The sequence below is a fragment of the Micromonospora sp. WMMA2032 genome, from assembly GCF_002688545.1.
Lineage (GTDB): Bacteria > Actinomycetota > Actinomycetes > Mycobacteriales > Micromonosporaceae > Micromonospora > Micromonospora sediminicola.
Window position 1 is genome coordinate 3,631,318 of sequence record NZ_CP024052.1, and the last position, 24,893, is coordinate 3,656,210.

The window sequence follows — 24,893 nt, forward strand, 5'->3', positions numbered from 1 at the left end:
AAGAGGGTTGGTCCACCGCGCTCACCCGGCGGAGAGGGCGTGCGGGCTGAGTCTAGCGACCGGGGACGCCGGGAGTGGCCCGCCGACGCCTCAGGACGGCCCGGATCCGACGCCCCGCACCGCCTCGACGACGGACTGGGCGACCTCGTCGGGCCGGGACACCGCCATCGCGTGGGAGGCGCCGGCGACCTCCCGGACCCCACGGGCGCCGGCCCGCTCGGCCATGAAGCGGTGCGCGGCGACCGGGATGTTCCGGTCGGCGTCACCGAAGACGAACCACGTGGGCAGCGACCGCCACGGTGGGGTGGTCGCCGCGAGGCCGTCGCCGAGCGCCTGCTCGGTCACCGGCCGCTGCGTCCGCGCCATCAGGATCGCGAGGTCGTCGGACACGTCGGCGGCGAACTGCGCGTGGAAGGCGTCCTGCCGGATCGCCGTCTCCTTGCCGCCGGTCGCGACCGGGTAGGAGACCAGCGTGTCGGCCAGCGTGCTGCCGGGGAACTGCCCGGACAGGGTCAGCGCCGACTCGCCGGTGTCCGGGCAGAACGCGTTGACGTAGACCAGGGCACGCACCGCCGGCTCCCCCGCCGCCGCCTCCGTGATCACCATGCCGCCGTACGAGTGGCCGACGAGGATCACCGGGCCGCCGATCCCGCGCACCACGTCCCGCACGTACGCGGCGTCGCCGGCCACGCCGCGCAGCGGGTTGGCGGCGGCCACGACGGCCCGGTCGGGACCGAGCCGTTCGATCACGCCGTTCCAGCTGGCCGACTCGGCGAACGCGCCGTGCACGAGGACGAGGGTCGGTTCCTGATCTGGCACGACATCCGCTCCTTGGCTTCGGCGGAGCCGTGTGCGTCCGCTCGCCCTGTACCGGGCCGGTTGCTTACCCACCGTGCGGCGGTGAAACGTCCGTCTTCGGCCGGCGGTGCGGACCGACCACCCGGCGCCGGCCTGCGAGGCCTTCGTCGGGCGGGATGCCTATGCTCGTCGGGTGGAGCACAGCGAGCAGGCCGTGCTGGCCGGGATGCTGCAGTCGGCCGAGGACTTCGCCCCGGTCGAGGCCGTCGAGGCCGTCACCGGCGTGCTCGCCACCGCGCTGGACGCGCTCGCCGTCTCCCTGCTGATCGCCGACCTCAGCGGACGGGCGCTGGTCCGGCTGACCCACCACGCGGCGGCCGACGGGCCGGACCGGCGTCACGGTGAGGAGGCCGCCGAGATCCTGCCGTTCGACGGCGGGCCCTACGAGCAGGCCCTGCGCCATCAGACCAGCCAGGTGCTCCCGGCTGACGGACGGTGGACGGTGCTCGCTCCGGTCACCGAACGCGGTGAGGCGATGGGGCTCCTGGAGATCGACCTGCCCGCCGAGCCGGATGCCGACGTGGTCGCCCAGATCGCCCGGGCCGCGCACGCGCTGGCGTTCGTGGTGATCGCCAACCGTCGACACACGGACCTGTTCGAGTGGGGACAGCGCAGCACCCCGTTCACGCTCTCCGCCGAGATCCAACGCCGCCTGCTGCCCGCCGCCTTCACCTGCGAATCCGGCGCGTTCACCCTCTCCGGCTGGCTGGAGCCCGCCGCGAGCGTCGGCGGGGACACCTTCGACTACAGCCTGGCCCGGGACCTGCTGCACTTCAGCGTCACCGACGCCATGGGCCACGGCGTGGCCAGCGCGCTGACCGCCACCCTCGGCGTCGGCAGCCTGCGCAACACCCGTCGCCGGGGTCACAGCCTGGTCGTGCAGGCCGAGGAGGCGAACCGGGCCGTCGCCGAGCACGCCAACGTACGCGGGGCCTACGTGACCGCCGTGCTCGGCCGGGTCGACCTGGGCACCGGACGCTGCGAGCTGCTCAACGCCGGGCACATCCCGCCGCTACTGGTCCGGGACGGCCGGGTGACCGAGGTGGGTCTCCCGGCCAACTTCCCGCTGGGCATGTTCCCCGAGGAGCCCTGCCGCGCCGGCGAGGTCACCCTCCGACCCGGCGACCGGCTGGTCGTCGTCACCGACGGCATGCGCGAACGCAACGCGGCCGACCTCGACCTGTCCGCCGCCCTGCTCGGCATCACCGGCCTGCACCCCCGCGAGGCGGTGCGCGCCCTGTCCGACGCGTTGCTGGCCGCGACCGGACCGACGCTGGCCGACGACGCCACCCTGCTCGTCATCGACTGGTACGGCACGCACGGGCGGCGACGCAGCACCGGCGGCGCGGACACCGCACGCGCGAGCACCGGACAGCGGTGAGGGCGTCACGAGACCGCCGGCGACGCCTCCTCGGCGTCCCGCACGGTGTCGAAGACGCCGATGACCCGGTCGACCGAGGTGACCGACAGCACCCGCCGGACCGACCCGCCGACGCCGGCCAGCGCGAGCCAGCCGTCCCGCGCTCGCAGGTCCTTGTGCGCGACCACGAGCGCGCCCAGGCCGCTGGAGTCCATGAAACCCACGCCGGCCATGTCGATCACCACCACCCGGGCCCCGCCCCGTACGACCTCGTCCAACCGGTCGCGCAACCGGGACGTGGTGCTCATGTCCAGGTCACCGGCGACCTCGATAACGGTGCCGACACTTCCCTGCCGGGTCGACAGCACCAGGTCCATCCGACCTCCCTCCCGCGACATGCCGCGTGGTTCCGCCACTGCGCGTACCGGTCCACGGTGCCAGAGTCCGAGCCCTCCCGCTCAGTGACGGGCCGGCCGCGGATCCAACCCGATCGGGCCGCGGCCGTGCGCGACGGCGTGAGCGCGTCGGTGGCGGGCCGGTCCGGCTGAACATGCGCCGAAGCGGGGCACCGCTGCGGTGCGCCGGGTGGGAGGATCTGCCCATGCGACGGAGATCTCTGCTCATCGGCGCGGCGGCGGGCGTCGCCGCGCCCGTCGTGGCCTCCGGCGCGGCGACGGCGGCACCCGGCGTCGGCACCGACCCGCCGCGCCCCCGACCGCGCACCTGGACGCCGGCCAACAAGGCCGACGGCCTCACCACCCTGCCCGCGGCCACCCGTCAGGTCGTGATCGTGACGGCGGCGAGCTGGAGCACGAGCTACGCCACGCTGGAGACGTTCACGAAGACCGACGGTCGCTGGGTCCCGGTCTCCACGGCGCTGTCCGCGCGGATCGGTTCCCAGTTCTTCAGCGACCACCACGTCGAGGGGGTGCCGACCACGCCGACGGGCGTCTACTCGTTCGGTCCGACGATCTACGGCATCGCCGCGAACCCGGGTGTCAAGCACCCCTACCAGCGGATCGTCACCGACGACTGGTGGAACGAGAACCCGAACTCGGCCGGCTACAACACCTTCCAGCACACGGCCACCAGCCCCGGCGGCCTGAGCGAGGCGCTGTGGAAGGAGAAACCGGCCTACACGCACTTCGCGGTGATCACCTACAACATGCCGCCGAACGTGCCGAAGCCGGTGCCGAACGCGGGCAGCGGCATCTTCCTGCACGAGTTCAGCCGGACGCCGTCCGGTCCCACGGCCGGCTGCGTCAGCCTGTCCCACGCCGACCTGGTCGGCGTGCTCCGCTGGCTCGACCCGGCGGCCCAGCCGCGCATCGTGCTGTCCCCGTTGGACAGCCTCGGCCGCTACTGACGCGCCGGGCGGGCGCGCCCGGGCCCGGCGCGAAGTGTCGATCTCCACGCCGGGCCGGGGGCCGGGTCAGCTGGCCGTGCAGCTGGCCGTCGCACCGGGGCCGGTGCCGGTGCCCTGGAAGCCGAAGTTGGTCGTCTGCCCGGCCCCGACGCGCCCGTTGTAGCTCACGTTGGTGAACCGGACGGTCCCGCTGGTGCCGCTGGCCTGCGCGTTCCAGGCGCCGGTGATCGCGGCGCCCCCGGGCAGCGTGATGGTCACGGTCCAGCCGTTGATGGCCGCGGAGCCGGCGGTGACGTTCACGCTCGTGGTGAAGCCACCGGCCCACTGGTTGAGCGACACCGACGCCGAGCAGCCGTTGCCCGTCGGCGGCGGCGTGGTGGGCGGGGTGGTCGTCGGCGGAGTCGTGGTCGGCGGAGTCGTGGTCGGCGGGGTGGTCGTCGGCGGCGCGGTGGTGGGCGGGTTGGGCGCGCCGTTGGCCAGGCTGTACGCCAGGTCCGGCTGGAACGAACCGGCCGCGTAGCGGCAGCCGTCCGCCTCACCCGGCGGCTTCACCCAGAGGTACGCGTCGATGTTGGCGTCGCCGGTGTTCGTCGTCGGGTACTGCCCGATCCGCCGGTCGGTGTTGTCGTCGGCGCACCAGTCCCCGCTGGCGCCGCCGTTGCGGCTGGTGTCGATGACCTGGCGCTTGCCGGAGATGCCCATGCCGTTGAGGGCGGAGATGACCGCCCGGCCGAAGTTCGCCTCGCTGGAGGTGGGGTTGAAGTTCGACACGTTGGTGAAGAAGCCGTCGGCGTACTGCACGCCGGCGGCGCGGAGCCGGTTGGCCGTGTCGTTCGCGCTGTTCCAGGTGGAGTGGCCGCCGTCGAGGTAGACCTTGGCGTTGGGGTTGGCCGACTTGATGGTCTGGGTGGCCGTGGTGAGCGCCTGGTTGCGCGCGTTCAGCTCGGCGCCGCTCAGGCAGGTCTGGAGGGCGAGCGAGTCGGTCTCCAGGATGATCATGACGGTCTGGTTGCCGAGTCCTCGGGCGAAGTTGGACACCCAGGTCTGGTACTGGTTGAGGTCCGGGGCCCCGCCGGCGCTGGCCCCGCCGCAGTCCCGGTTGGTGATCTCGTAGACCGAGAGCACCGGGATCTGCTGCGCCGCGTTGGCGGCGCCGACGAACCCGGACACCTCGGACTGCACCGTCGACGGGTTGAAGTTGGCGAACCAGCGGGCCTGCGGCTGGCTCGCGATCTTGTCGCGGATGACGGCCGCACGCGAGTCGCCGGGGTTGGCCGCGACCCAGCGGACGACGGCCGAACTCGGGTCGCGGTAGAGCGTGCCGGAGACCGTGCCGGCGGACGCGCCGCCGACGGCGAAGGCGACGCCGGCCGCGGCGGTGACCGCGACGGCCGCCACGCTGACGGCCGCCGACCGGCGGCGCCGGGGGGAGAGGATAGCCACGACGTGTTTCCTCCTGATCACATAGATGTGTCTGTCTTCATGGGAGCGTTCCCAAGACGGTAGCGGAGGCGTGGGCCGCTGCCAATATGCAAAGTTGTCACTGCGTCAGCGACCGGGCCGCCGACGGCGGGCGCGTCAGAGCTGGACGACGTGACCCACCCGGGGCGGCGTACGGCCCGCGAGGACGTCGAGCCACGCGTGCCGCAGCGCCTCGGGGCCGTGGCCGACCCGCACGTCGAGCCACCCGCTCACCACCCGCGAGAACCGCTGCCAGGCGTCGGCGAACCGGTGGTCGAGGCCGTCACGGCCCCAGTCCCGGCCGCGCTTGCGCATCTGCACCGGCGCGAAGAAGACCTCCTCGGCGGCGTCGGCGTTCGGCGTCTGCCGGGTCAGACCGACCGCGATGTCCCGGACGAGCCGGTCGCCGAGGTGGGCGCGCAGGGCGGCCCGGTGCGCGGGTGCGCCGGACAGGTCGAGGTAGACGGTCGGAACGGCGTCGAGCGCCGCGACGTCGCCGTAGGGCAGGACCTCGTCGTAGCAGCCCAGCGACCGGGTGAACCCGAGGTTGTCCGGCGAGGTGAGCCCGACCAGGCGTGGACCGCGGCCGTGCAGCTCGAACGCGGCGGCGTACGCGGTCTTGCTCGACGCCGACGACAGCACCAGCGACCGTGCTCCGTACCAGTCGTTGTCGACGACCTGGTCGGCGAGCATGAACGAGGTGAAGAACAGCGGCCGGAACAGGATCAGCAGGTCCTCCTGCTCGGGCCGGTAGGCGGGGTCGCCGATGGTCGACCGGTAGGCGTTGTACGGCGAGGGCAGGTCGGCCCGGTGCGGGCTGGCGTCGCGGAAGCCCGAAGCGTCCACCCGCTCCGGGCGTACCACCAGGTGGCCGGCGGGCGGAAGGTAGCCGTAGACGCGCTGACCCGGCTCGACGCCGGCCACGGCGGACGCGGCCACCTCGGCGAAGCCCCACAGTGGCGAGAGCCCCCACCGCCGGTCGAGCCCGCGCCGCTCGGGCGGGAAGAACTCCCAGTACCGCATCGATTCGCCGAGCACCGCGTAGGTCACGTTGTTGGCGGTGAGCCCGACGCGATCCACACGCAGCAACGCCTCCCCGTCGACGAGGGCCGGCACCGGACCGTCGGCGAGCGTGGTACGGGCGCGGTCGTCACGGGCCACGGCGAACGTCCACGACTCAGCCATGGTCCGACCGTAGGCAGCCGCGAGACCGGAGACAAGTGCACTGCGAGTGCAAAATTCGGCGGGTCCAGACCCGAGCACGCCTGCACTACCCTCGCCGCCGTGGACACCACGGAGATCGATGCCCCCGTCGTCGGCGTCACCGTCTATCCGGACCGCGCCCGGGTCACCCGTCGCGGCAGCGTCCGGCTGACCGCCGGTGAACACCGGGTACGCGTCGCGCCCCTCCCCCTCGGCCTGCGCCGCGACTCGATCCGGGTCGGCGGGCGGGGCGCGGCCACCGTGCTCGGCGTCGAGGTCAGCGCCTGGCGGCAGCCCCGCAGCACCGACACCCAGGTGGTCGGCCTGGAGCGGCGGCGGCGCGAGCTGGCCGACGAACTGGTCGAGATCGAGGACGCGGACGGCATCGAGGACCAGCGCGGGGAGTTCCTCACCCGGCTGGCCGAGCGCGCCGGCGGCACGTACGCCCGCGCGCTGGCCGCCGGCGACCTGACGCCGGCCGACGTCGCGGCCTTCACCGACTCGGTGGCCGGTCAGCTCGCCGAGTCACGCGGCCGGCGGCGCGGCCTGGCCCGGCGGCGCGACGAGCTGGCGGAGGAGATGGCGGCGGTCGAGCGCGACCTCGACGCCGCGCACGGCAAGCGCGCCCCGGACCGGTTGGCCGCCGACGTGACCGTCGCGGTGGAGGCCGACGAGGCGGAGGTGGAGCTGGAGCTGACCTACCTGGTGGACGACGCCCGCTGGCAGTCCTCCTACGACCTGCGGCTCGTCGACGACACAGTGACCGTCACCTGGTTCGGGCTGGTCAGCCAGAGCACCGGGGAGGACTGGCCGGAGTGCGAGCTGGCGCTCTCGACCGCGCGGCCGGCGGCGACCGCCGCCGTACCCGAGCTGTCGCCCTGGTATCTCGACCGGTTCCGGCCCGCGACACCCCGGGCCGCGGCGGCGCCCATGCCGGTCGGGATGCCGCCGCCGCCGGGAGCGGCGCCGGCCGGTGGCGGCGGGCCGGCCCGGTCCGCGGCGCCCCGCCCGCGGATGCGGGAGAGCGTCGCCGAGGTCGAGCACGGCGTCGCCGCGGCCACCTACCGCCCGGCCCGGGCGGTGGCGGTGCCGGCGGACGGCAGCGAACACCGGGCCACCGTCGCCGTGCTGGAGCTGCCGGCCCGGCTGGACCACGTGACCGTTCCGGTGCGCGCCGCCGAGGCGCACCTGCGGGCGACGGTACGCAACACGTCGGACCACACGCTGCTCCCCGGCGCGGCGGCGGTGTTCCACGGGGCGGACTTCGTGGCGGCCACCCGACTTCCGACCTGGGCGCCGGGCGAGGAGACGGAGCTGGCGCTGGGGGTGGACGACCGGCTGCGGGTGGAGCGGAAGCTGCACCGGCGGTCGGAGACCAGGGCCGCGCTGGGCTCGACGCGGCGGCGGGAGGTGGACTACCGGATCACCGTCGCCAACCACACGCCCCGGCCGGCGACGGTGGAGGTACGGGACCAGGTGCCGGTGTCCCGCGACGAGGCGGTGGTGGTCCGGGAGACGACGCTGACGCCGTCGCCGGCCGAGCGGACCGAGTTGGGGGAACTGACCTGGCGGTTGTCGCTCGCGCCGGGTGAGAGCGGCGAGATCGCCCTGGGCTTCCGGGTGGAGCTGGCCAAGGGGGTCGAGCTGACCGGCTGGCGGGAGTAGGCGTTAGGAAGGGGCCCTTCTTATGCAGAATGCGTTAAGAAGGGCCCCTTCCTTGAACCTCAGACGCGGCGGCGGCCGTAGGCCCCCGCGGCGATGGCGACACCGATCGCGGCGAAGACGACCTGGAGCACCAGCTCGATCCAGTCGATGCCGGCCGTGTCGTCGACGCCGAAGGCGCCGGCGACCAGGGTGCCCAGGATCGCGGCGACCACACCGATGAGCAGCGTGAGCCAGATCGGGATGTTCTGCTTGCCCGGCACCACCAGGCGGCCGAGCGCGCCGATGACGAGGCCGATGACGATCGCGGTGAAGAAACCCGTGACTTCCACGAGAGCCGTCCTTTTCCCTCGGATGTGTTGGCACCCGGGTGGTTGCCCCGATCAACCACCGCGTGAAACGCGAGAGCCGTTTCTTCACGGAACTGTCATGGGCGGCGGATCGGCGCGGGCCTCAGCCCCAGAGCATCTGCGCGACGACCAGCGCGCCGACCACGTCCGGGCCGCGTACCACCTGCCGCACCAGATCGATTGGGATCATCCCGAAGGGGGTGTCGGCCGCGGCGCCGCCGTACGTCATGGGTGGCCGGGTGCCCGCCCGGTAGGCCGCCGCCACGGTGCCGAGCACGAGCACCCCGTCGATGACGCCGACGCCGGACCGCACCGCCGGCAGCGTCGCCGCGTACCAGACCACCACGGCGACGGCCGGCACCACGAGATGGGCCAGGGTCACCAGGGTGTCGCCGCCGCCCAGCGCACGCCGCAGCCCGGCGGACCGGTTGACGGCACGCAGCCCGCCGGTCAGCCGGCCGGCCGCCAGGAACCCGAGGACCACCTGAGCCGGGCCGGCCGACGCCGGCAGCGCCACCGCGACCGCGTACGTCGTCAGCAGCAGCGCCGCCCACACCACGAGCGCGCTGGGATGGCGTACCGGACGCCACAGCTCGGCCTGCACGAGCACGCCGAACCGGCCGAGGGGACGGAACCGGCGGCTCGCCACCCGGCCGATCGACCGCCAGCGGCGGCTCTCCACCAGGTCGGTGAGGATCGAGGGGTCGAGCATCACCGTGGCGCCCGCCGCCGCGCCCGCCGCCTGCGCACCCGTGGCGAGCGAGGCGCGGTCCACGAACGGCAGCGCCCGGTACGCCAGGACCACCGCCGTCACGGTCGGCGGCCACGCCACCAGCGCGACCACCCCGATGACGGAGCCGGCCGGCGGCGGTACGGACCGACCGGTCAGGTGGCCCGCGACCACCGTCGCCGCCACCGCCGCGCCGACGCCGAACAGCGCCCGGTCGAGGACCCGGACCCACCCCGAGGTACGCGGGCTGGCCTGGGCGACGACGGCCAGGGCCACGGCCGCGGTCGCGCAGGCGGCGCCGGCCGTCGCCGAACCGGCGAGCCGGTGCGCCCCGCCGCCACCGGTCGCCGCCGCCGAGGCCAGCCCGAGCAGGCCGCCACCGGCGAACGCCGCGACCAGAAGCCCGACGAATCGGGGCAGCAGCCACGCCCGGCGGTCGACCGGCGAGCTGACCACCCAGGACTGCGCGGCCGGCGCCACCACCAGCGGACCCACCGCCCGCAGGCCCCGCCAGGCCAGCCCGACGACGGTCAGCGCGGCGGCGACGCCGATCCAGTACCGGTCCCCCGGGTCACCCTGGCGTCCCGACGGCGAGCCGAGGTAGTCGCGGACCCCGTCGAACAGCGCCCAGCCGTACATGCCGCAGAAGAGCACGAGGACGTACGCGTCGGTGAACAGGTCACCGAGCGAGGCCTCCCGGTGGCGCCGCCGGGTGCGCCGCAACCACCTCCGGAGCCGGCGGGCGTCGGGCCGGGCGTCCGGGCGGATCCGCAGCTCGGTGGTCACGCACCGACGCCGATCTCGAGCCGGTCGTCCGCGACCGTCGCCGCCAGCTCGGCGTCGTGCGTCGCCATCAGCACGGCCATGCCCTCGGCCTTCTCGCGCAACAGCCGGTCGGCCAGCCACTCGCGGCCCCGGGCGTCGAGGCGCTGCTCCGGTTCGTCCAGCACGAGCAGGCGGCGGGGGCGCACGAAGCACGAGGCCAACGCCAGCCGGCGGCGCTGCCCGCTGGACAGCGTCGACGGGAGTTGGTCCCGGGCCCGGTCCAGCCCCAGCTCGGTGATCACCTCGGCCACCGCCCGACCGGAGCCGCCGTGGGCGTACGCGACGAGTTCCAGGTGCTCCGACACGGACAGGTCCGGAAAGAAGTCGATGTCGTCGAGCGCGGCGGCGAGCAGCGCGCGCATCTCGGGATCGGTCTCGTAGCGGCGGCGTCCGTTCACCAGCACCTCACCCGCGTCGGGGCGGTCCACGCCGACCACGCAGCGCAGCAGCGTGGTCTTCCCGCTGCCGTTCGGCCCGACCACCACGGCGAGCCGCCCGGCGGCGAGGTCGAAGGACACGTCCTCCAGCACGACCAACTGTCCGAACCGCCGGGTCAGGCCGCGCACGCTGAGAAGGTCCACAACTCGCCACTGTGGCACAGCGGCGCAGCCCTCAGCGCTCGGTGAGGTGCCGGCGACGGGTCGCGCCGGGGGTGTCCTCGCGGTCGATCCGCAGTTCCCGCTCCAACTCGGCGATGACCGTACGCAGGTCGTCCAGGCGCTGGCTGATCGCGATCCGGTCCACCTCGTCCGGCACCCCGTCGCCGTCGGAGTCGTAGTCCGGCGACAGCCCCTCGGTCATCTCCAGCCGACGCGCCTCCTCCATCGAGTTGACGATCACGGCGATGAGGATGTTCAGCAGCAGGTTGACCGCGATCATGACGAAGCTGACGTAGTAGAGCAGCGTCCACGACGACACCTCGAGACCCTGTTCCAGCAGGTCGGGCAGCGTCTCCAGGGACAGCAACACGAAGAGCGTGACCAGCGAGCGGCCGATGTCGCCGTACTGCTCGGGATAGCGGTCGCCGAAGATCAGCCAGCCGGCCATGCCGTAGACGTAGAGGGTGACGCCGGCGAGCGCGAGGAACGCCGCCACGCCGGGCAGGCTGCGCCACAGCGCGGTGACGATGGTGCGCAGGCCGGGTGAGAAGCGGACCAGGCGCAGCACCCGGGCCACCCGGACGAACCGCAGCACGGCCGGGTCGCCGTGCAGCCACGGTATGAAGATCGCGACGGTGACCAGCAGGTCGAACACGTTCCAGCCGTGCCGGAGGAAGTCCTGCGGCCGGCGGCCGTACGCGAGCACCCGGATGGTGATCTCCACGACGAAGACCAGCCGGAACATCCACTCGGTCCAGCGCAGCACCGACGCGGTGGTGCCCGCGTGCGGGTACGTCTCGATGCCCAGCACCACACCGTTGGCCATGATCAGCACGACGATCGCGACCTCGAACGGCCGGGACGCGACGATCCGGGCGCACCGGGCCGCCGGCCCCCGTTCCGCGCCGCCCGGGCGGCGTACACCCCGCTGGGTCGGCACGTCGGTTCGCCGGTCGACCATCACGACACCCTATTGGGTTAGCGTCGGCGGGTGATCCGGGCCGAGACGTACGCGCAGTGGATCACCCCTGCCCTCCCGCTGTACGGCGACGACCACGAACGGGCCGACTTCGCTCCCTGAGACGCGTGCCCCGATGCCACGCCTCTCTCACCCGACTTCTTCTCCGGGAGCGATGCCCCATGTCCGTCGACACCTCGATCCGGGCGGTGCTGCGCGCGCCGCAGGTCGCCCGGGTGCTCCTCGGCAGCCAGATCGGCCGGCTGCCCACCGCCAGCGGCCCGCTCGCGCTGCTGCTCTTCGCCCGCCAGTCGCTCAGCCTGGCCGCCGCCGGCCTGCTCGTCGCCGCGTACACGGCCGGGATGGCGGCCGGCACCCCGCTGCTCGCCCGGGCGGTGGACCGCTGGCGGCAGCCGCCCGTGCTGTGGACCGCCGCCGCCGTCTCCGGCCTCGGCTTCGGCGCGGTGGCGCTCACCGGCGGGCACCTGGCCGGCGCGATCACCGGCGCGGCGGTCGCCGGGTTCGGCACGCCGCCGCTGGAGGCGTGCCTGCGGACGCTCTGGCCGGCCCTGCTGCCGCCGGCGACGGTGCCCACCGCGTACACCCTGGACATCGCACTCCAGGAGGTGATCTTCGTGGTGGGGCCGCTGGTCACCCTGCTCGCGGTGACGGTCGGCGGGCCGACCGCCGGTCTGCTCGCCGCCGCCGTGGCGCAGCTCGCCGGCACCGCCCTGTACGCGCTCAGCCCGGCCGCCCGGGCCTGGCGCGGGGTGGCCGCGGTCCGGCACTGGGCCGGGCCGCTGCGCGTACCGGGGTTCGGGGTGATGCTGCTCGGCGTGGTCGGGGTCGGCGCGGCGGTCGGCAGCATCGCGGTGGCCGTGACCGGTTACGCCGAGGCGGCCGGCGACCGGCGGCTCAGCGGCTGGCTGCTCGCGGCGCAGGCGGGCGGCGCGCTCGTCGGTGGCCTGCTCTGGACCCGGGTCCGTCCGGGCGGACCGGGCCGCCTGCCGTTGCTGGCCGCCGCGCTCACCGCCGGGTTCCTGCCACTGCTGCTGGCGCCCGCGCCGGCCCCGATGGCCGCGCTGCTCGCGGTGAGCGGGCTGGCGCTGCCGCCGGTGCTGACCGCCGTCTTCCTCACCGCCGAGCGGCTGGCCCGACCGGGCACGGTGGCCGAGGCGTTCGCGTGGGTGAGCACGGCGTTCGTGGTGGGCAGCGCCGCCGGCTCGGCGCTCGCCGGCGCGTCCGCGGGCGTCCGCTACGGGCTGGTGGTCGCGCCTGCCGCCGCGCTGCTCGGCACGGTGGTGCTGGCTGCGGTCGCGCGGCGGGACCGGGCGCACCGGTCGCGTGTAGCGGCGGCGTGAAAACGGGCGGGTCGGTCGTAACGGGGGCGTGAAGACCGTTGCCCCCCAGCGGCCCGGTCGGATGTGCTGTGTGCCGTCGGGTACGGATCCCGACCAGGGTGGAAGGACGACGGTGAGCAGGACGGGTCGGCGCATCCCAGCGGGCGTGTACGAGCCCCGCTGTGGCGGATGGTCGGCCGGTGCGGTCCAGCCAGGGCATGGCCGCCCTCCGCATCCGGGTTGCGCGACCCTAGCCCCGTCCCTCACACCATGTCGCCGCGGCGGGCCGAGTCGGTTCGACCGGCCCGCCGCGTGCCCGTTCCCAGCGAAGAGAGCACAGCCGTGCACGACGACAGCGGCGCCGTCACCGTCACCGACTCCGGCAGGTATGTCGAGGTCAGCATGCGGCACGACGGTCGCCTGACGGCCCTTCGGATCAATCCCCACGCCAGGTACGACCTGACCGCCGCCGACCTGGCCGACGCGTGCCTGGAGGCGATCGAGCGGGCGGATTCACTGCGGGCATTGTCGCACCGGGTCTCGGCCGGAGACCGGCCGTGAACCGGATGCCGTTCAGCCCGCCGTACCCGGCGACGGGCCGGAGGGCGGAAGACGCCGCTCCGGAGGACCGGCGGACCCGGGTGGTGTCGGGTGGGGGCCGGCGGTGGCGCGGGAGCGCGGTCGGCGGGTGGCCGGCGGCGGCGACCGGAACAGGTTCGCTTGTGCTCCTGGTCGGGGCGGCGGGATGTTCCCGGCTGGCCGCCCGGGCGGACCTGCCGGCCGGACTGGCGTGGACCACGGCGGCAGCCGTGCTGACGGTCGCCGCCCTGGCAGCCGCGCTCTCCACGCTGGCGATGTGCCGGCTCACCGTCGAGATCACCGCCTATCAGGTGGCGGTCCGGCACCCGTTCCTTCCGGGCCCGAACGCGGCGGTGCCGTTACGCCTGGTCCGGGCGATGTGGGCGGTCGACCTGCCGGCCCGGCCGTGGACGGTCTGGTGGTTTCCGTGGCCGGGCGCCTGGCGGCGGACCGCGTTGATCCGCAGCGGCTCCGCCGTGCGGTTGGAGTTGGCCTCGGGGCGGAGCTTCCTGGCCAGCGTGGACGACCCGGAGGGCGCCGTGGCGGCGTTCGGCCGGCTGCGCTGACGGACGTCTAGACGACGTGAAGAAAAGTCCTCCGGCTGTGAAATCGTCGTCGACGACGGCGAGCCGGGCCCGACCGCGCGGGAGCATCGGAGCATGACATCAGGGCTGGCGGACCAGATCCGCGCCGCTACGCCGGACGGGCCGCGGGAGGTACGGATGCACGAGGCGTTGGTCTGCGTACGGCTGCGGGTCTCCACGCCCGGCAGCCGACTGCTGGACTTCCTGCGGGCCGAGCCGTGCGCGGTCCAGGCGTGGTGGATCGCGGCGGACCTGGACGCGATGGTGCGGTTCGCGGCACCGAGCCGGCTGCTGCTGCAGCGGGCGGTGGCCGACCTGGGTCGCCGGGCCGGCGCCGAGGTGGTGGAGGTGCACAGTGTGCTGCGTCCACTGGACCTGTCGGCCTCCCTCACAGCCAGCCGCGACGCTTGAACAGCAGATAGAGCGCGCCGCAGACGGCGAGCATCAGCACGACGGCGAAGAGATAGCCGTAGCGCCAGCCCAGCTCCGGCATGTGGGTGAAGTTCATCCCGTAGACGGTGCCGATCAGGGTGGGCGCGAACAGGATCGCCGCCCAGGCGGAGACCCGTTTGATCTCCTCGTTCTGCTCGAAGCTGGCCGCGGTCAGGCTGCGCATCTCCTCGTTCTGCGCCTGCGAGACCAGGGTGGCGTTGACGGTGAGGATGTTCTGCAGCAGGTGCCGGAAGCCGTCGATCCGCTCCACCACCTGGGTGAGGTGGTCGGCCACGTCGCGCAGTCGCCGGCGCAGTTCCTCGTCGGTGCCGTAGCGGTCGAAGCCGTGGGTGAGCGCGTCGACGACCTTCAGCAGCGGCCGGGTCGCCCGCTGGAACTGGATCACCTCGCGGCTCAGCTCGTAGATGCGGCGGCTGGCGTTCGGGTCGCCGCCGAACACCTCGGTCTCGATCTCGTCGATGTCGTTCTCCAGCCCGGCCACCACCGGCGCGTAGCCGTCGACCACCCGGTCGAGCACGGCGTAGAGGACCGCCTCGGGGCCGAGCGCCAGCACGCCCGGCTCCGCCTCCAACCGCCGGCGGACGGCCACGAGGTCGGGCGTGCCGCCGTGCCGGACGGTGATCACGAAGCCGGGCCCGAGGAAGAGGTGCAGCTCGGCGAACTCGACCGCCTCCCGGGCGTCCAGGTAGCGGGCGGCGCGCAGCACCACGAACAGGGTGTCGCCGTAGCGTTCCAGCTTCGGCCGCTGGTGGGCGTTGATGGCGTCCTCGACGGCCAGCTCGGGGAGCTGGAACTCGGCGGCCAGCGAGGCGACCTGCTCCCGGCTCGGCCGGCGCAGCCCGATCCAGGCCATCGCCGCGTCGAGCTGCTGGAGGCAGCGGAACGTGTCGGCGAGGCTGACCGGCGACGCCCGCCGGACCCCGTCGACGTAGACCCCGCTGTCGACCAGCCCGGCGGGCCGCTCCGGCTCGGCCGCGCCGGCGTCGATGGCGTGCTCGTCCAGCTGCCGGCCGAACCCCTCCGAGGACCGGTTGTCCGCCATGCCCCTCCCCCGCTGCTCGGCCGGCTCGCCGAGTCCCCCGCCGGGGCCGGCGCAAACGTCAGGGCCGGTAGCGGTAGCCCATCCCCGGCTCGGTGATCAGGTGTCGGGGCCGGGCCGGGTCGTCCTCCAGCTTGCGGCGCAACTGGGCCATGTACTGCCGGAGGTAGTTGGTCTCCTGCTGGTATTCCGGACCCCACACGTCGTGCAGCAGTTGCCGCTGGCTGACCAGCTTGCCGGGGTTGCGCAGCAGCTTCTCCAGCATCGCCCACTGGGTGGGGGTGAGCTTGACCTCGACTCCGTCGTCCCGGGTGACGGTCCGGTCGGCCAGGTCGACGGTGTTGCGGCCGATCCGCAGCGCCGGCACGGCCGGGGCGGCCGGGGTGAGCCGCCGGGTCACCGCGCGGATCCGGGCGAGCAGCTCGTCCACCCCGAACGGCTTGGTGACGTAGTCGTCGGCGCCCGCGTCGAGCGCCGCCACCTTGTCCTCGCTGCCGGCCCGGCCGGAGAGCACGATGATCGGCACCCCGGTCCAGCCGCGCAGGCCCCGGATCACCTCGGTGCCGTCCAGGTCGGGCAGGCCGAGGTCGAGCACCACCAGGTCCGGCGGGTGGGCGGCGGCGGCCTTCAGCGCGGCGGCGCCGGTGTCGGCCACCTGGACGTCGTAACCCCGGGCGCGCAGGTTGATCCGCAGGGCGCGCAGGATCTGCGGCTCGTCGTCGACGACCAGGATGCGGGTCATTCCTGCGGCCCCTCCGGCTCGGTGGCGGCCGGCAGCCGCAGCACCATGGTGAGACCGCCGCCCGGCGTGGTCTCCGGGGTGATGCTGCCACCCATCGCCTCGGCGAGACCACGGGACAGGGCCAGGCCCAGCCCCACCCCGGTCTGGTTGTCCCGGTCGCCGAGGCGCTGGAACGGCAGGAACACGTGCTCCCACTGGTCCTCGGGGATGCCCGGCCCGGTGTCGATCACCCGCAGCTCGACCTGGCCGGCGTGCGCGCTGCCGGTGATCGTCGGCGGTTGCCCCGGCGGGCTGTGCCGCAGCGCGTTGGCCACGATGTTGACCAGCACCCGTTCCAGCAGGCCGGGGTCGGCCAGCGCCGCCGGCAGGTCCGGCGCGATGTCCGTGGTCACCTCGGCCGCCGCCGCGCCCAGCTCGTCCAGGGCCCGGGGTACGACGTCCTCCAGCCCGATCGCGGTGGCGGTGACGCCCAGCGCGCCGGCCTGCAACCGGCTCATGTCGAGCAGGTTCGCCACCAGCCGGCCCAGCCGGTCCAGCGACTCGTCGGCGGTGGCCAGCAGCTCCTCCCGGTCGTCGGCGTCGAACTCCACGTCGTGGCTGCGCAGGCTGCTCACCGCGGCCTTGGCCGACGCCAGCGGCGTGCGCAGGTCGTGGCTGACCGCGGCGAGCAGCGCGGTCCGCATCCGGTCGGCGGCGGCCAGCGGGCGGGCGGTGGCCGCCTCCTCGGCGAGGCGTTCCTGGCGCAGCGCGAGCGCGGCCTGGGCGGCGAACGCCTCGACCACCCGGCGGTCGGCCGCCTCCAGCCGCCGGCCGGCGAGCACCACGCTGAGCCGGTCGTCCACCGGCACCACGGTCTCCCCGGCGCTCGGGCTGCCCGGCGGGGCGTCGCCGACGCCGGCCACCACCCGCCAGGCGCCCTCCGCCCGGGACCGGGCGGGTCGTCCCTCCGCCTCGGCGGTCAGCTCCAGCACGCTCACCGCGCGCAGCCCGAACGTCTCCCGGAGCCGGTCCAGCAGGGCGGGCAGCGGCCGCTCGCCGCGCAGCACGCTGCCGGCCACGGTGGCCAGCGTCTGCGCGTCGGCCGAGGCGCGGGCCGCCTCCCGGGTACGCCGCGCCGCCACGTCCACCACCCAGCTCACCGCGACGGCGACGCCGACGAACACGCCGAGCGCGAGCAGGTTGTCCGCCTCGGCGATGGTCAGCGTGCGGTACGGCGGGGTGAAGAACCAGTTCAGCAGCAGCGATCCGCCGAGCGCGGCGACCAGCGCCGGCCACAGCCCGCCGACCAGCGCCACCCCGACCACGCCGGCCAGGAAGAGCAGGATGTCGTTGGTCAGGGTGAGGTCGGGCAGCGCTTCCAGCAGCAGCGTGAGCAGCGGCATGCCGAGCACGGCCAGCGCGTACCCGAGCAGCCGGCGGCGGCGGGACAGCGCGGCGGGCACCCCGGCCCCGCGCCGCCCGCGCCCCGCCTCGGGGTGGGTGACCAGGTGCACGTCGATGGCGCCGGAGAGCGCGGTGGTGGTCACGCCGACGCCCCGGGAGACGATCTGCGCGAACCGCCCCCGCCGGCTCGCGCCGAGCACGAGCTGGGTGGCGTTGACCCCGCGGGCGAAGTCGAGCAGCGCGGCCGGGATGTCGGTGCCGAGCACCTGGTGGTAGGTGCCGCCGAGGCTCTCCACCAGCACCCGCTGCCGGGCCAGTTGGACCGGGTCCGCGTCGGCCAACCCGTCGCTGCGGGCCACGTGCACGGCGAGCAGGTCGGCACCCTTGCTGCGGGCGGCGATCCGGGCGGCCCGGCGGATCAACGTCTCGCCCTCGGGGCCGCCGGTGAGCGCGACGACCACCCGCTCCCGCGCCTCCCAGGTGTCGGAGATGCCCTGCTGGGCGCGGTACGCGTCGAGCTGTTCGTCGACCTTGTCGGCCAGCCAGAGCAGCGCCAGCTCGCGCAGCGCGGTGAGGTTGCCGACCCGGAAGTAGTTGCCGAGCGCGGCGTCGATCTTGTCCGGCCGGTAGATGTTGCCGTGCGCCATCCGGCGGCGCAGCGCCTCCGGCGTCATGTCCACCAGCTCGACCTGCTCCGCGGCGCGGACCACCTGGTCCGGCACGGTCTCCCGCTGGGTGGTGCCGGTGATCTGCGCGACGACGTCGGTGAGCGACTCCAGGTGCTGGACGTTGACCGTGGAGAGCACGCTGATCCCGGCGTCCAACAGCTCCTGGACGTCCTGCCAGCGCTTGTCGTGGCGGGAGCCGGGCACGTTGGTGTGCGCCAACTCGTCGACCACCACCACCTCGGGACGGCGGGCCAGCACCGCGTCGAGGTCCATCTCGGTGAAGTCCACGCCGCGATAGGTCATCGCCCGGCGCGGCACCACCTCCAGGTCGCCGACCATCGCCGCGGTGTGCGGCCGGCCGTGCGTCTCGACCAGGCCGACCACCACGTCGGTGCCGCGTTCGGCCCGGCGCTGGGCCTCCTCGAGCATGGCGTAGGTCTTGCCGACGCCGGGGGCCGCGCCCAGGTAGATCCGCAGCTCGCCTCTGCCCACGCCCCCATCCTCCCTGAGTGAAAGGAAGGGGCCCCGCTTAACGCCTTCGGTAGAGGCGGGGCCCCTTCTTAACAGCTGCCGGCGTCAGCGCGCCGGGTACTTCTCGTCCAGCGCGAGGTTGAGTTCCAGCACGTTCACGCCGGGCTCGCCCATGAAGCCGAGCGACCGGCCGGTGGTGTGCTCCTCGATCAGCCGGCGGATCGCCGCCGGGTCCGCGCCACGCTCGCGCGCCACCCGAGCCACCTGGATCTCCGCGTACGCCGGGGAGATGTGCGGGTCGAGGCCGCTGCCGCTGGCGGTGACCGCGTCGGCCGGCACGGCCGGCTCCGCCGGGGCGTCCCCCCGGACCGGGGTGACCACCCCGCCCTCGGCCACGTAGTCCTGACCGGGCCGGGCCAGCTCGACCGGTACGCCCTGCCAGGTCGACACGAACGGCGTCGCCGGCGCGACCTGGTTGACGCTGACCACGCGGATGATCCTGCCGGTCAGGCCGTCGGCGCGGAACACGGCCAGCACCGCGCCCACCCCGTCCGGCGTGCAGTACGGGCGACGACCGTCCACGCCGTCCCGCTCGCCGACCGCCTTGCTGCGCGCGCAGACCTGGGTGAGCAGGCTCGGAGTGGAGTCGGCGGGGTCGGACGCCAGCGTGTCCACCACGCTCTCCGGGCCGAGGTTGCTGGCCGAGGTGGAGGTCGGGTCGTAGCCGTCGCCGGCGGCGGACGGGCGGGACTGGAAGTAGCGCGGCACGGGGTTGCCGTCCGCGTCGGTGAACGACTGACCGATGAGCGAGCTGCCGACGGTCCTGCCGCCGACCTCGATCAGGGACCCGTCCGCCTTGCCGTCGAGGCCGGGGATCCGACCGACGGCGACCAGGGCGAGCGGGTAGACCAGACCGAGCAGCACGGTGAAGACGAGCACGGCGCGCAGGGCGGCCAGGTGCTGGGAGAGCCAACTGGGAAGGCGCATCACGAGATCCCCGGAATGAACTGGACGAGCAGGTCGATGAGCTTGATGCCGACGAACGGCACCACGATGCCGCCGAGGCCGTAGAGCAGCAGGTTGCGGCTGAGCAGCTTGGAGGCGCTGGCCGGGCGGTAGCGGACGCCCCGCAGGGCCAGCGGGATCAGCGCGACGATGACGATCGCGTTGAAGATGACCGCGGAGAGGATCGCCGACGCCGGGCTGGCCAGCCGCATCACGTTCAGCGTGTCCAGCGCGGGGTAGATGCCGGCGAACATGGCCGGGATGATCGCGAAGTACTTCGCGATGTCGTTGGCGATGCTGAACGTCGTCAACGCGCCCCGGGTGATCAGCAACTGCTTGCCGATCTCCACGATCTCGATCAGCTTGGTCGGGTCGGAGTCGAGGTCGACCATGTTGCCGGCCTCCTTCGCGGCCGACGTGCCGGTGTTCATCGCGACGCCGACGTCCGCCTGGGCCAGCGCCGGCGCGTCGTTGGTGCCGTCACCGGTCATGGCGACCAGCCGGCCACCCTCCTGCTCCTTCTTGATCAGGGCGAGCTTGTCCTCCGGCGTGGCCTCGGCGAGGAAGTCGTCCACGCCGGCCTCGTCGGCGATCGCCTTCGCGGTCCGCGGGTTGTCACCGGTGATCATCACGGTCCGGATGCCCATCCGGCGCATCTCGTCGAAGCGCTCCCGCATGCCGGCCTTGACGACGTCCTTCAGGTGGATGACGCCGAGCGCCCGGGCCGGTTCGCCGGCGGTGTGCTCGGCGACCACGAGCGGGGTGCCGCCGGTGCCGCTGATCGCGTCGACCAGTTCACCGACCTGCTCGGTCGGGTGGCCCCCGTTCTCGCGTACCCACTTCATCACCGCGGCGGCGGCGCCCTTGCGGATCTGCCGGTCGCCGACGCCGCCGTCACCGGCCAGGTCGACGCCGCTCATCCGGGTCTGCGCGGTGAACGGCACGAAGGTGGCGTGCGGAATCAGGCCGGGCTCGCGCTCACGCAGCCCGAACTCGTTCTTGGCCAGCACCACCACCGAGCGCCCCTCGGGGGTCTCGTCGGCCAGGCTGGACAGCTGCGCCGCATCGGCGACCGTGGCCGCGTCCACGCCGGCCACCGGCAGGAACTCGGCGGCCTGCCGGTTGCCCAGGGTGATCGTGCCGGTCTTGTCCAGCAGCAGCGTGTTGACGTCGCCGGCCGCCTCGACCGCCCGCCCGCTCATGGCGAGCACGTTGCGCTGGACGAGGCGGTCCATGCCGGCGATACCGATGGCGGACAGCAGCGCGCCGATGGTGGTCGGGATGAGGCAGACCAGCAGCGAGACCAGCACGATGCCGGTGACACCGGAGTCGGTGATCGCCTGGGTGTCCGGCGCGGCGGCCTGGTAACCCTTGGCGAAGATCGCCAGCGGCTGGAGCGTGACGACCGCGAGCAGGAAGATGATCGTCAGCGCGGCCAGCAGGATGTTGAGCGCGATCTCGTTCGGGGTCTTCTGCCGGTTGGCGCCCTCGACGAGGGCGATCATCCGGTCGATGAAGCTCTCCCCCGGCTTCTGGGTGATCTTCACGACGATCCGGTCGGAGAGCACCCGGGTGCCGCCGGTGACCGCGCTGCGGTCGCCGCCGGACTCCCGGATCACCGGAGCGGACTCGCCGGTGATCGCCGACTCGTCGACGCTGGCGATGCCCTCGACGACGTCGCCGTCGCCCGGGATGATCTGTCCGGCCTCGACCAGGACGATGTCGCCCTGCTTGAGCTGCGGTGCGGGCACCGCCTCGTCGCGGTAGCCGTTGGCCGCCGCGCCCGGGGACCACCCGAGCAGGCGGGTGGCGATGGTGTCCTGCTTGGCTCGCCGCAGCGTGTCGGCCTGGGCCTTGCCCCGGCCCTCGGCGACCGCCTCGGCCAGGTTGGCGAAGACCACGGTCAGCCAGAGCCAGATCGTGATGGCCCAGGCGAACACCGAGGGATCGGCGATCGCGAGGACGGTGGTGAACAGCGCGCCGATCTCGACGATCAGCATCACCGGGTTGCGCCACAGGGTCCGCGGGTCGAGCTTGCGCAGCGCGTCCGGCAGCGAGCGGAACAGCTGCCTCGGGTCGAGCAGGCCACCACCGACCCGGTCGCCCTGGGTGGCCGGCGTGCCGGGGGTCGGCGCGTCGGCGGTGTCGGAAGGTGCCGTCATGTCCTTGTCTCTCATGGTGGTCACAGCCCTTCGGCCAGCGGGCCGAGCGCGAGCGCGGGCAGGAAGGTGAGCGCGACGAGGATCACCGTGACGCCGACGACCATGCCGACGAAGAGCGGCTTGTGGGTCGGCAGGGTGCCCTCGGACGCGGGCGTGGGCTGCTGGCGGGCCAGCGAACCGGCGAGCGCCAGCGCGAAGATGATCGGCAGGAACCGGCCGAGCAGCATGCACAGGCCCAGCGCGGTGTTCCACCACGGCGTGCTCACGGTGATGCCGGCGAATGCCGAGCCGTTGTTGTTGCTCGCCGACGTGAACGCGTAGAGCACCTCGGAGAGCCCGTGCGGGCCGACGTTGAGCGCGGTCGAGTTGTTGCCGGTGGCGAACGCGGCGGCGGTCCCGGTGAGCACCAGCGCCGGGGTGATCAGGAAGTACATCGAGGCGAACTTGATCTCGCGGGAGCCGATCTTCTTGCCCAGGTACTCCGGCGTGCGGCCGACCATGAGGCCGGCGACGAACACCGTGATCACCGCGAGGATCAGCAGCCCGTACAGGCCGGCGCCGACACCGCCGGGGGCGACCTCGCCGAGCATCATGTTGCCCAGCGTCATCATCCCGCCCAGCGCGGTGTACGAGTCGTGGAACGAGTTGACCGCGCCGGTCGAGGTGAGTGTGGTGGCGGCGGCGAAGGTGGCCGAGTTCGACACGTCGAACCGCACCTCCTTGCCTTCGAGGGCCGCGCCGACCGCCTGCGGCACCGTGCCGTGGCCGGTCAGCTCGAACACGTTGGTCAGGGTGATGCTGGCCAGCGCGAGGATCGCCATCACCGCGGCGATCGCGTAACCCTGCCGGTTCTGCCCGACCATCCGGCCGAAGACCCGGGGCAGGCTGAACGGGATCAGCAGGATCAGGAAGATCTCGATCCAGTTCGTCCAGGTGGTCGGGTTCTCGAACGGGTGGGCGCTGTTGACGTTGTAGAAGCCACCGCCGTTGGTGCCCAGCTCCTTGATGACCTCCTGGCTGGCCACCGGCCCGCCGGTGACCGTCTGGGTGCCGCCGGTCAGCGTGGTCACGTCGGTGCCGCCGGAGAGGTTCTGCACCGCGCCGCCGATCATCAGGGCGAGCGCGCCGAGCACCGCGATCGGCAGCAGGATCCGCAGCGTGATCCGGGTCAGGTCGACCCAGAAGTTGCCCAGCTCGCCGGTGCGACTGCGGGCGAAGCCCCGGACCAGCGCCACCGCGACGGCGATGCCCACCGCGGCGGAGACGAAGTTCTGCACCGCCAGGCCGGCCATCTGCACCAGGTGACCCATGGTCGACTCACCCGAGTACCACTGCCAGTTGGTGTTGGTCACGAACGACACCGCGGTGTTCCAGGCGCCGTGGGTGATCACCGGGTCGAGGCCCAGCGAGAGCCAGAGGTGGTTCTGCAGCCGCTGGAACGCGTACAGGAACAGGATCGAGACGGCCGAGAAGGCGAGCACGCTGCGGGCGTACACGCCCCAGGTCTGCTCGGCGGCCGGGTTGACCCCGACCAGGCGGTAGATGCCCCGCTCGACCCGGGCGGACCGCGTGCCGGAGACCACCCGGTACATGTGGTCGCCGAACGGCCGGTAGACGGCGACCAGCGCCACCACCAGCGAGAGCACGAAGAGCACCCCGGCTGTTGTCATGCTCATCAGAAACGCTCCGGGAACAGCAGGGCGACGACCAGGAACACACCCAGTCCGATCGCCAGCACCAGGCCGACGGCGTTGACGGCGCTCACAGCTTCTCCACACCCCTCACCACGAGGGCGAGAGCCGCGAACAGCCCCACCGTCAGCAACACGAACAGCACGTCAGACACGGCTGACCTCTCCTACCGGAAAATGTCCTCGCGACCGCCTCCCGGTCGCGCCGGGCAATCAAAACGCCCGCCCCCTCGAATGCACAGGGGCTATAACGCGACCATCACGTCCGCCCGCGCTTTCTTGACGCCCTTTTCACACCGAGCCACCGGACGGGTGAACGGGGTCACAAGAGTCCAGGCGGGCGGCCTGACGCCAGGAAGGAAGCAGCGGTGGCAGGCCGGACGGGCGGGAGGCGGGATCGTCGTGCACCGCCTCCGGGGAGTACTGCGCGGGCGCGCTGCCCCAGCCGTTCCGCAGGGTCGGCAGCGCCGGCGGACAAACGGCGGGATCCCGGCGGACCGTGCAGAGGTGGGTCCAGTCGGCCCCGAGGTCGAATACGTAGGCGAAGGGGTTCCCCGGCGTCAGCAGGCCGAGGCGGGTGCGCCGGCCGTCCCGGGTGCCGGGGAACGCCGGGCCGTCCCGCCAGGCCGACCAGCTGACCTCGACACCGCCGGGCAGCACGACCATGCGCAGGTGGTCGAGGTCCCGACGCCCGAAGGCGCGGTCGACGGCCTCGGCCAACTGCGCGAACGTGTGCTCTTCACCGGCGCTGACGACGCAGCCGGGGCGCGGCCACCATCGGCGGCCCCGCCCCGTCACCAGCTCCACCTCGATCGACAACACGCCCTGCGGTTCAGGCCGCACGGCGATCCTCGGAGCGGTCCGGCGGTGCGACCACGGCGACCGGGCCCGCTACCCGACGCAGCGGCGGTCCGGGAACGTCGTCGTGGTCGAGGTTGATCGAGCGGACGTACCGGTAGCCGGTGCCCAGCACCGCAGCGAACCCGATGAGCACCGCGTGGGACCAGGCGTCACCGGCACCGGTCAGCTCGCCGTAGCGGTTCGCCAGGAAACCGACGAACGTCGCCGCGCCCAGTGCGGTCACCGCGGCGACCGCACGCAGGTCGGCCACCACCGCGGCGTACCCGCCGACGACGCCGGCGATCAGCAGGACCCGGCCGGGCAGCTCACCCGGCGCGAAGACCGCCGCCGCCACCAGCGCCGCGCCGACCACGAGCGCCGCGCCGCCCGCCACTCTGATCCCGGTGGGGGTGGGTTCCCCCGCCGGCCGAACTTCCTGATCTCGTACGACAGCCACAGCACGCCTCCGGCGACAGGACCGCGGGCCCGCAGCCCGCCCTCCCCGCCATACCAGCCGGGGCGGCCGCCCGGCGTCGATGGCTTTGACGCATCCGCTACGCGCGGT

The 24,893-nt window shown here is 73.5% G+C and carries 24 protein-coding genes; 7 read left to right on the forward strand and 17 right to left on the reverse strand.

Going from position 1 to position 24,893, the window contains the following annotated elements:
- Positions 1-90: 90 nt before the first annotated feature.
- Positions 91-819: an alpha/beta fold hydrolase gene (locus CO540_RS16510; protein ID WP_099162739.1), complete on the reverse strand. Its 729-nt coding sequence runs from the start codon at positions 817-819 to the stop codon at positions 91-93.
- Between the two features lie 172 nt (positions 820-991).
- Between CO540_RS16510 and CO540_RS16515 the strand changes: the two genes are divergently transcribed.
- Positions 992-2,239, forward strand: coding sequence for a PP2C family protein-serine/threonine phosphatase (locus tag CO540_RS16515; RefSeq protein ID WP_099162740.1), 1,248 nt, complete (start codon positions 992-994; stop codon positions 2,237-2,239).
- A 5-nt stretch (positions 2,240-2,244) separates the two neighbouring features.
- Here the strand turns inward: CO540_RS16515 and CO540_RS16520 are convergent, their stop codons facing one another.
- A complete protein-coding gene (locus tag CO540_RS16520; protein WP_099162741.1) occupies positions 2,245-2,595 on the reverse strand; it encodes an STAS domain-containing protein in 351 nt (116 codons plus the stop codon).
- 224 nt (positions 2,596-2,819) lie between these two features.
- Between CO540_RS16520 and CO540_RS16525 the strand changes: the two genes are divergently transcribed.
- Positions 2,820-3,584, forward strand: a complete 765-nt coding sequence (locus CO540_RS16525; protein ID WP_099162742.1) for a L,D-transpeptidase family protein — start codon at positions 2,820-2,822, stop codon at positions 3,582-3,584.
- Positions 3,585-3,650: 66 nt separating this feature from the next.
- Here CO540_RS16525 and CO540_RS16530 read toward each other — a convergent pair whose 3' ends face one another.
- Positions 3,651-5,027, reverse strand: coding sequence for a glycoside hydrolase family 6 protein (locus tag CO540_RS16530; RefSeq protein ID WP_099162743.1), 1,377 nt, complete (start codon positions 5,025-5,027; stop codon positions 3,651-3,653).
- Between the two features lie 135 nt (positions 5,028-5,162).
- A complete protein-coding gene (locus CO540_RS16535; RefSeq protein WP_099162744.1) occupies positions 5,163-6,230 on the reverse strand; it encodes a DUF2855 family protein in 1,068 nt (355 codons plus the stop codon).
- Positions 6,231-6,329: 99 nt separating this feature from the next.
- Between CO540_RS16535 and CO540_RS16540 the strand changes: the two genes are divergently transcribed.
- Complete coding sequence (locus tag CO540_RS16540) at positions 6,330-7,913, forward strand: mucoidy inhibitor MuiA family protein (RefSeq protein WP_099162745.1); 1,584 nt, start codon at positions 6,330-6,332, stop codon at positions 7,911-7,913.
- A 59-nt stretch (positions 7,914-7,972) separates the two neighbouring features.
- On the opposite strand, the gene CO540_RS16545 is transcribed toward CO540_RS16540, so the two are convergent.
- From CO540_RS16545 to CO540_RS16560, 4 genes are all read right to left on the reverse strand, one after another.
- A complete protein-coding gene (locus CO540_RS16545) occupies positions 7,973-8,242 on the reverse strand; it encodes a GlsB/YeaQ/YmgE family stress response membrane protein (protein ID WP_099162746.1) in 270 nt (89 codons plus the stop codon).
- Positions 8,243-8,363: 121 nt separating this feature from the next.
- The gene (locus tag CO540_RS16550) at positions 8,364-9,776 is read right to left on the reverse strand and encodes a DUF6297 family protein (protein WP_099162747.1); all 1,413 of its coding nucleotides are present in this window, start codon (positions 9,774-9,776) and stop codon (positions 8,364-8,366) included.
- A complete protein-coding gene (gene ccmA, locus CO540_RS16555) occupies positions 9,773-10,396 on the reverse strand; it encodes a heme ABC exporter ATP-binding protein CcmA (RefSeq protein WP_099162748.1) in 624 nt (207 codons plus the stop codon). The genes CO540_RS16550 and ccmA overlap by 4 nt, the downstream gene beginning before the upstream one ends.
- Positions 10,397-10,427: 31 nt before the next feature.
- Positions 10,428-11,375, reverse strand: a complete 948-nt coding sequence (locus CO540_RS16560) for an ion transporter (protein ID WP_253865980.1) — start codon at positions 11,373-11,375, stop codon at positions 10,428-10,430.
- Positions 11,376-11,554: 179 nt separating this feature from the next.
- On the opposite strand from CO540_RS16560, the gene CO540_RS16565 reads away from it, so the two are divergent.
- The 4 genes from CO540_RS16565 to CO540_RS16580 all read left to right on the forward strand — a co-directional run bounded on the left by CO540_RS16565 (position 11,555) and on the right by CO540_RS16580 (position 14,286).
- On the forward strand, positions 11,555-12,733 hold the full coding sequence (locus CO540_RS16565) for an MFS transporter (protein WP_099162749.1): 1,179 nt from the start codon (positions 11,555-11,557) through the stop codon (positions 12,731-12,733).
- Positions 12,734-13,054: 321 nt separating this feature from the next.
- The gene (locus tag CO540_RS16570) at positions 13,055-13,273 is read left to right on the forward strand and encodes a YbaB/EbfC family nucleoid-associated protein (protein WP_099162750.1); all 219 of its coding nucleotides are present in this window, start codon (positions 13,055-13,057) and stop codon (positions 13,271-13,273) included.
- A gap of 161 nt (positions 13,274-13,434) precedes the next feature.
- The gene (locus CO540_RS16575) at positions 13,435-13,857 is read left to right on the forward strand and encodes a hypothetical protein (protein ID WP_099162751.1); all 423 of its coding nucleotides are present in this window, start codon (positions 13,435-13,437) and stop codon (positions 13,855-13,857) included.
- Between the two features lie 93 nt (positions 13,858-13,950).
- Positions 13,951-14,286: a hypothetical protein gene (locus CO540_RS16580; protein WP_157779139.1), complete on the forward strand. Its 336-nt coding sequence runs from the start codon at positions 13,951-13,953 to the stop codon at positions 14,284-14,286.
- On the opposite strand, the gene CO540_RS16585 is transcribed toward CO540_RS16580, so the two are convergent.
- From CO540_RS16585 to CO540_RS16625, 9 genes are all read right to left on the reverse strand, one after another.
- Positions 14,264-15,370, reverse strand: a complete 1,107-nt coding sequence (locus CO540_RS16585; protein ID WP_091583000.1) for a magnesium and cobalt transport protein CorA — start codon at positions 15,368-15,370, stop codon at positions 14,264-14,266. The two genes, CO540_RS16580 and CO540_RS16585, sit on opposite strands and share 23 nt — an antisense overlap.
- A gap of 58 nt (positions 15,371-15,428) precedes the next feature.
- Positions 15,429-16,109: a response regulator gene (locus tag CO540_RS16590; protein ID WP_099162753.1), complete on the reverse strand. Its 681-nt coding sequence runs from the start codon at positions 16,107-16,109 to the stop codon at positions 15,429-15,431.
- Complete coding sequence (locus CO540_RS16595) at positions 16,106-18,652, reverse strand: DUF4118 domain-containing protein (protein ID WP_099162754.1); 2,547 nt, start codon at positions 18,650-18,652, stop codon at positions 16,106-16,108. The genes CO540_RS16590 and CO540_RS16595 overlap by 4 nt, the downstream gene beginning before the upstream one ends.
- Positions 18,653-18,736: 84 nt before the next feature.
- The gene (locus CO540_RS16600; protein WP_099162755.1) at positions 18,737-19,618 is read right to left on the reverse strand and encodes a potassium-transporting ATPase subunit C; all 882 of its coding nucleotides are present in this window, start codon (positions 19,616-19,618) and stop codon (positions 18,737-18,739) included.
- Entirely contained in the window at positions 19,618-21,798 is a 2,181-nt protein-coding gene (gene kdpB / locus CO540_RS16605) for a potassium-transporting ATPase subunit KdpB (RefSeq protein WP_099162756.1), read from the reverse strand. The genes CO540_RS16600 and kdpB overlap by 1 nt, the downstream gene beginning before the upstream one ends.
- A gap of 20 nt (positions 21,799-21,818) precedes the next feature.
- Positions 21,819-23,474: a potassium-transporting ATPase subunit KdpA gene (gene kdpA, locus CO540_RS16610; protein ID WP_099162757.1), complete on the reverse strand. Its 1,656-nt coding sequence runs from the start codon at positions 23,472-23,474 to the stop codon at positions 21,819-21,821.
- Positions 23,474-23,563: a K(+)-transporting ATPase subunit F gene (kdpF, locus tag CO540_RS16615; protein WP_036343797.1), complete on the reverse strand. Its 90-nt coding sequence runs from the start codon at positions 23,561-23,563 to the stop codon at positions 23,474-23,476. The genes kdpA and kdpF overlap by 1 nt, the downstream gene beginning before the upstream one ends.
- Before the next feature lie 216 nt (positions 23,564-23,779).
- A complete protein-coding gene (locus tag CO540_RS16620) occupies positions 23,780-24,331 on the reverse strand; it encodes a plasmid pRiA4b ORF-3 family protein (protein WP_253865983.1) in 552 nt (183 codons plus the stop codon).
- The gene (locus CO540_RS16625; RefSeq protein ID WP_099162759.1) at positions 24,321-24,722 is read right to left on the reverse strand and encodes a hypothetical protein; all 402 of its coding nucleotides are present in this window, start codon (positions 24,720-24,722) and stop codon (positions 24,321-24,323) included. Before CO540_RS16625 ends, CO540_RS16620 begins: the two co-directional genes overlap by 11 nt.
- Positions 24,723-24,893 lie beyond the last annotated feature (171 nt).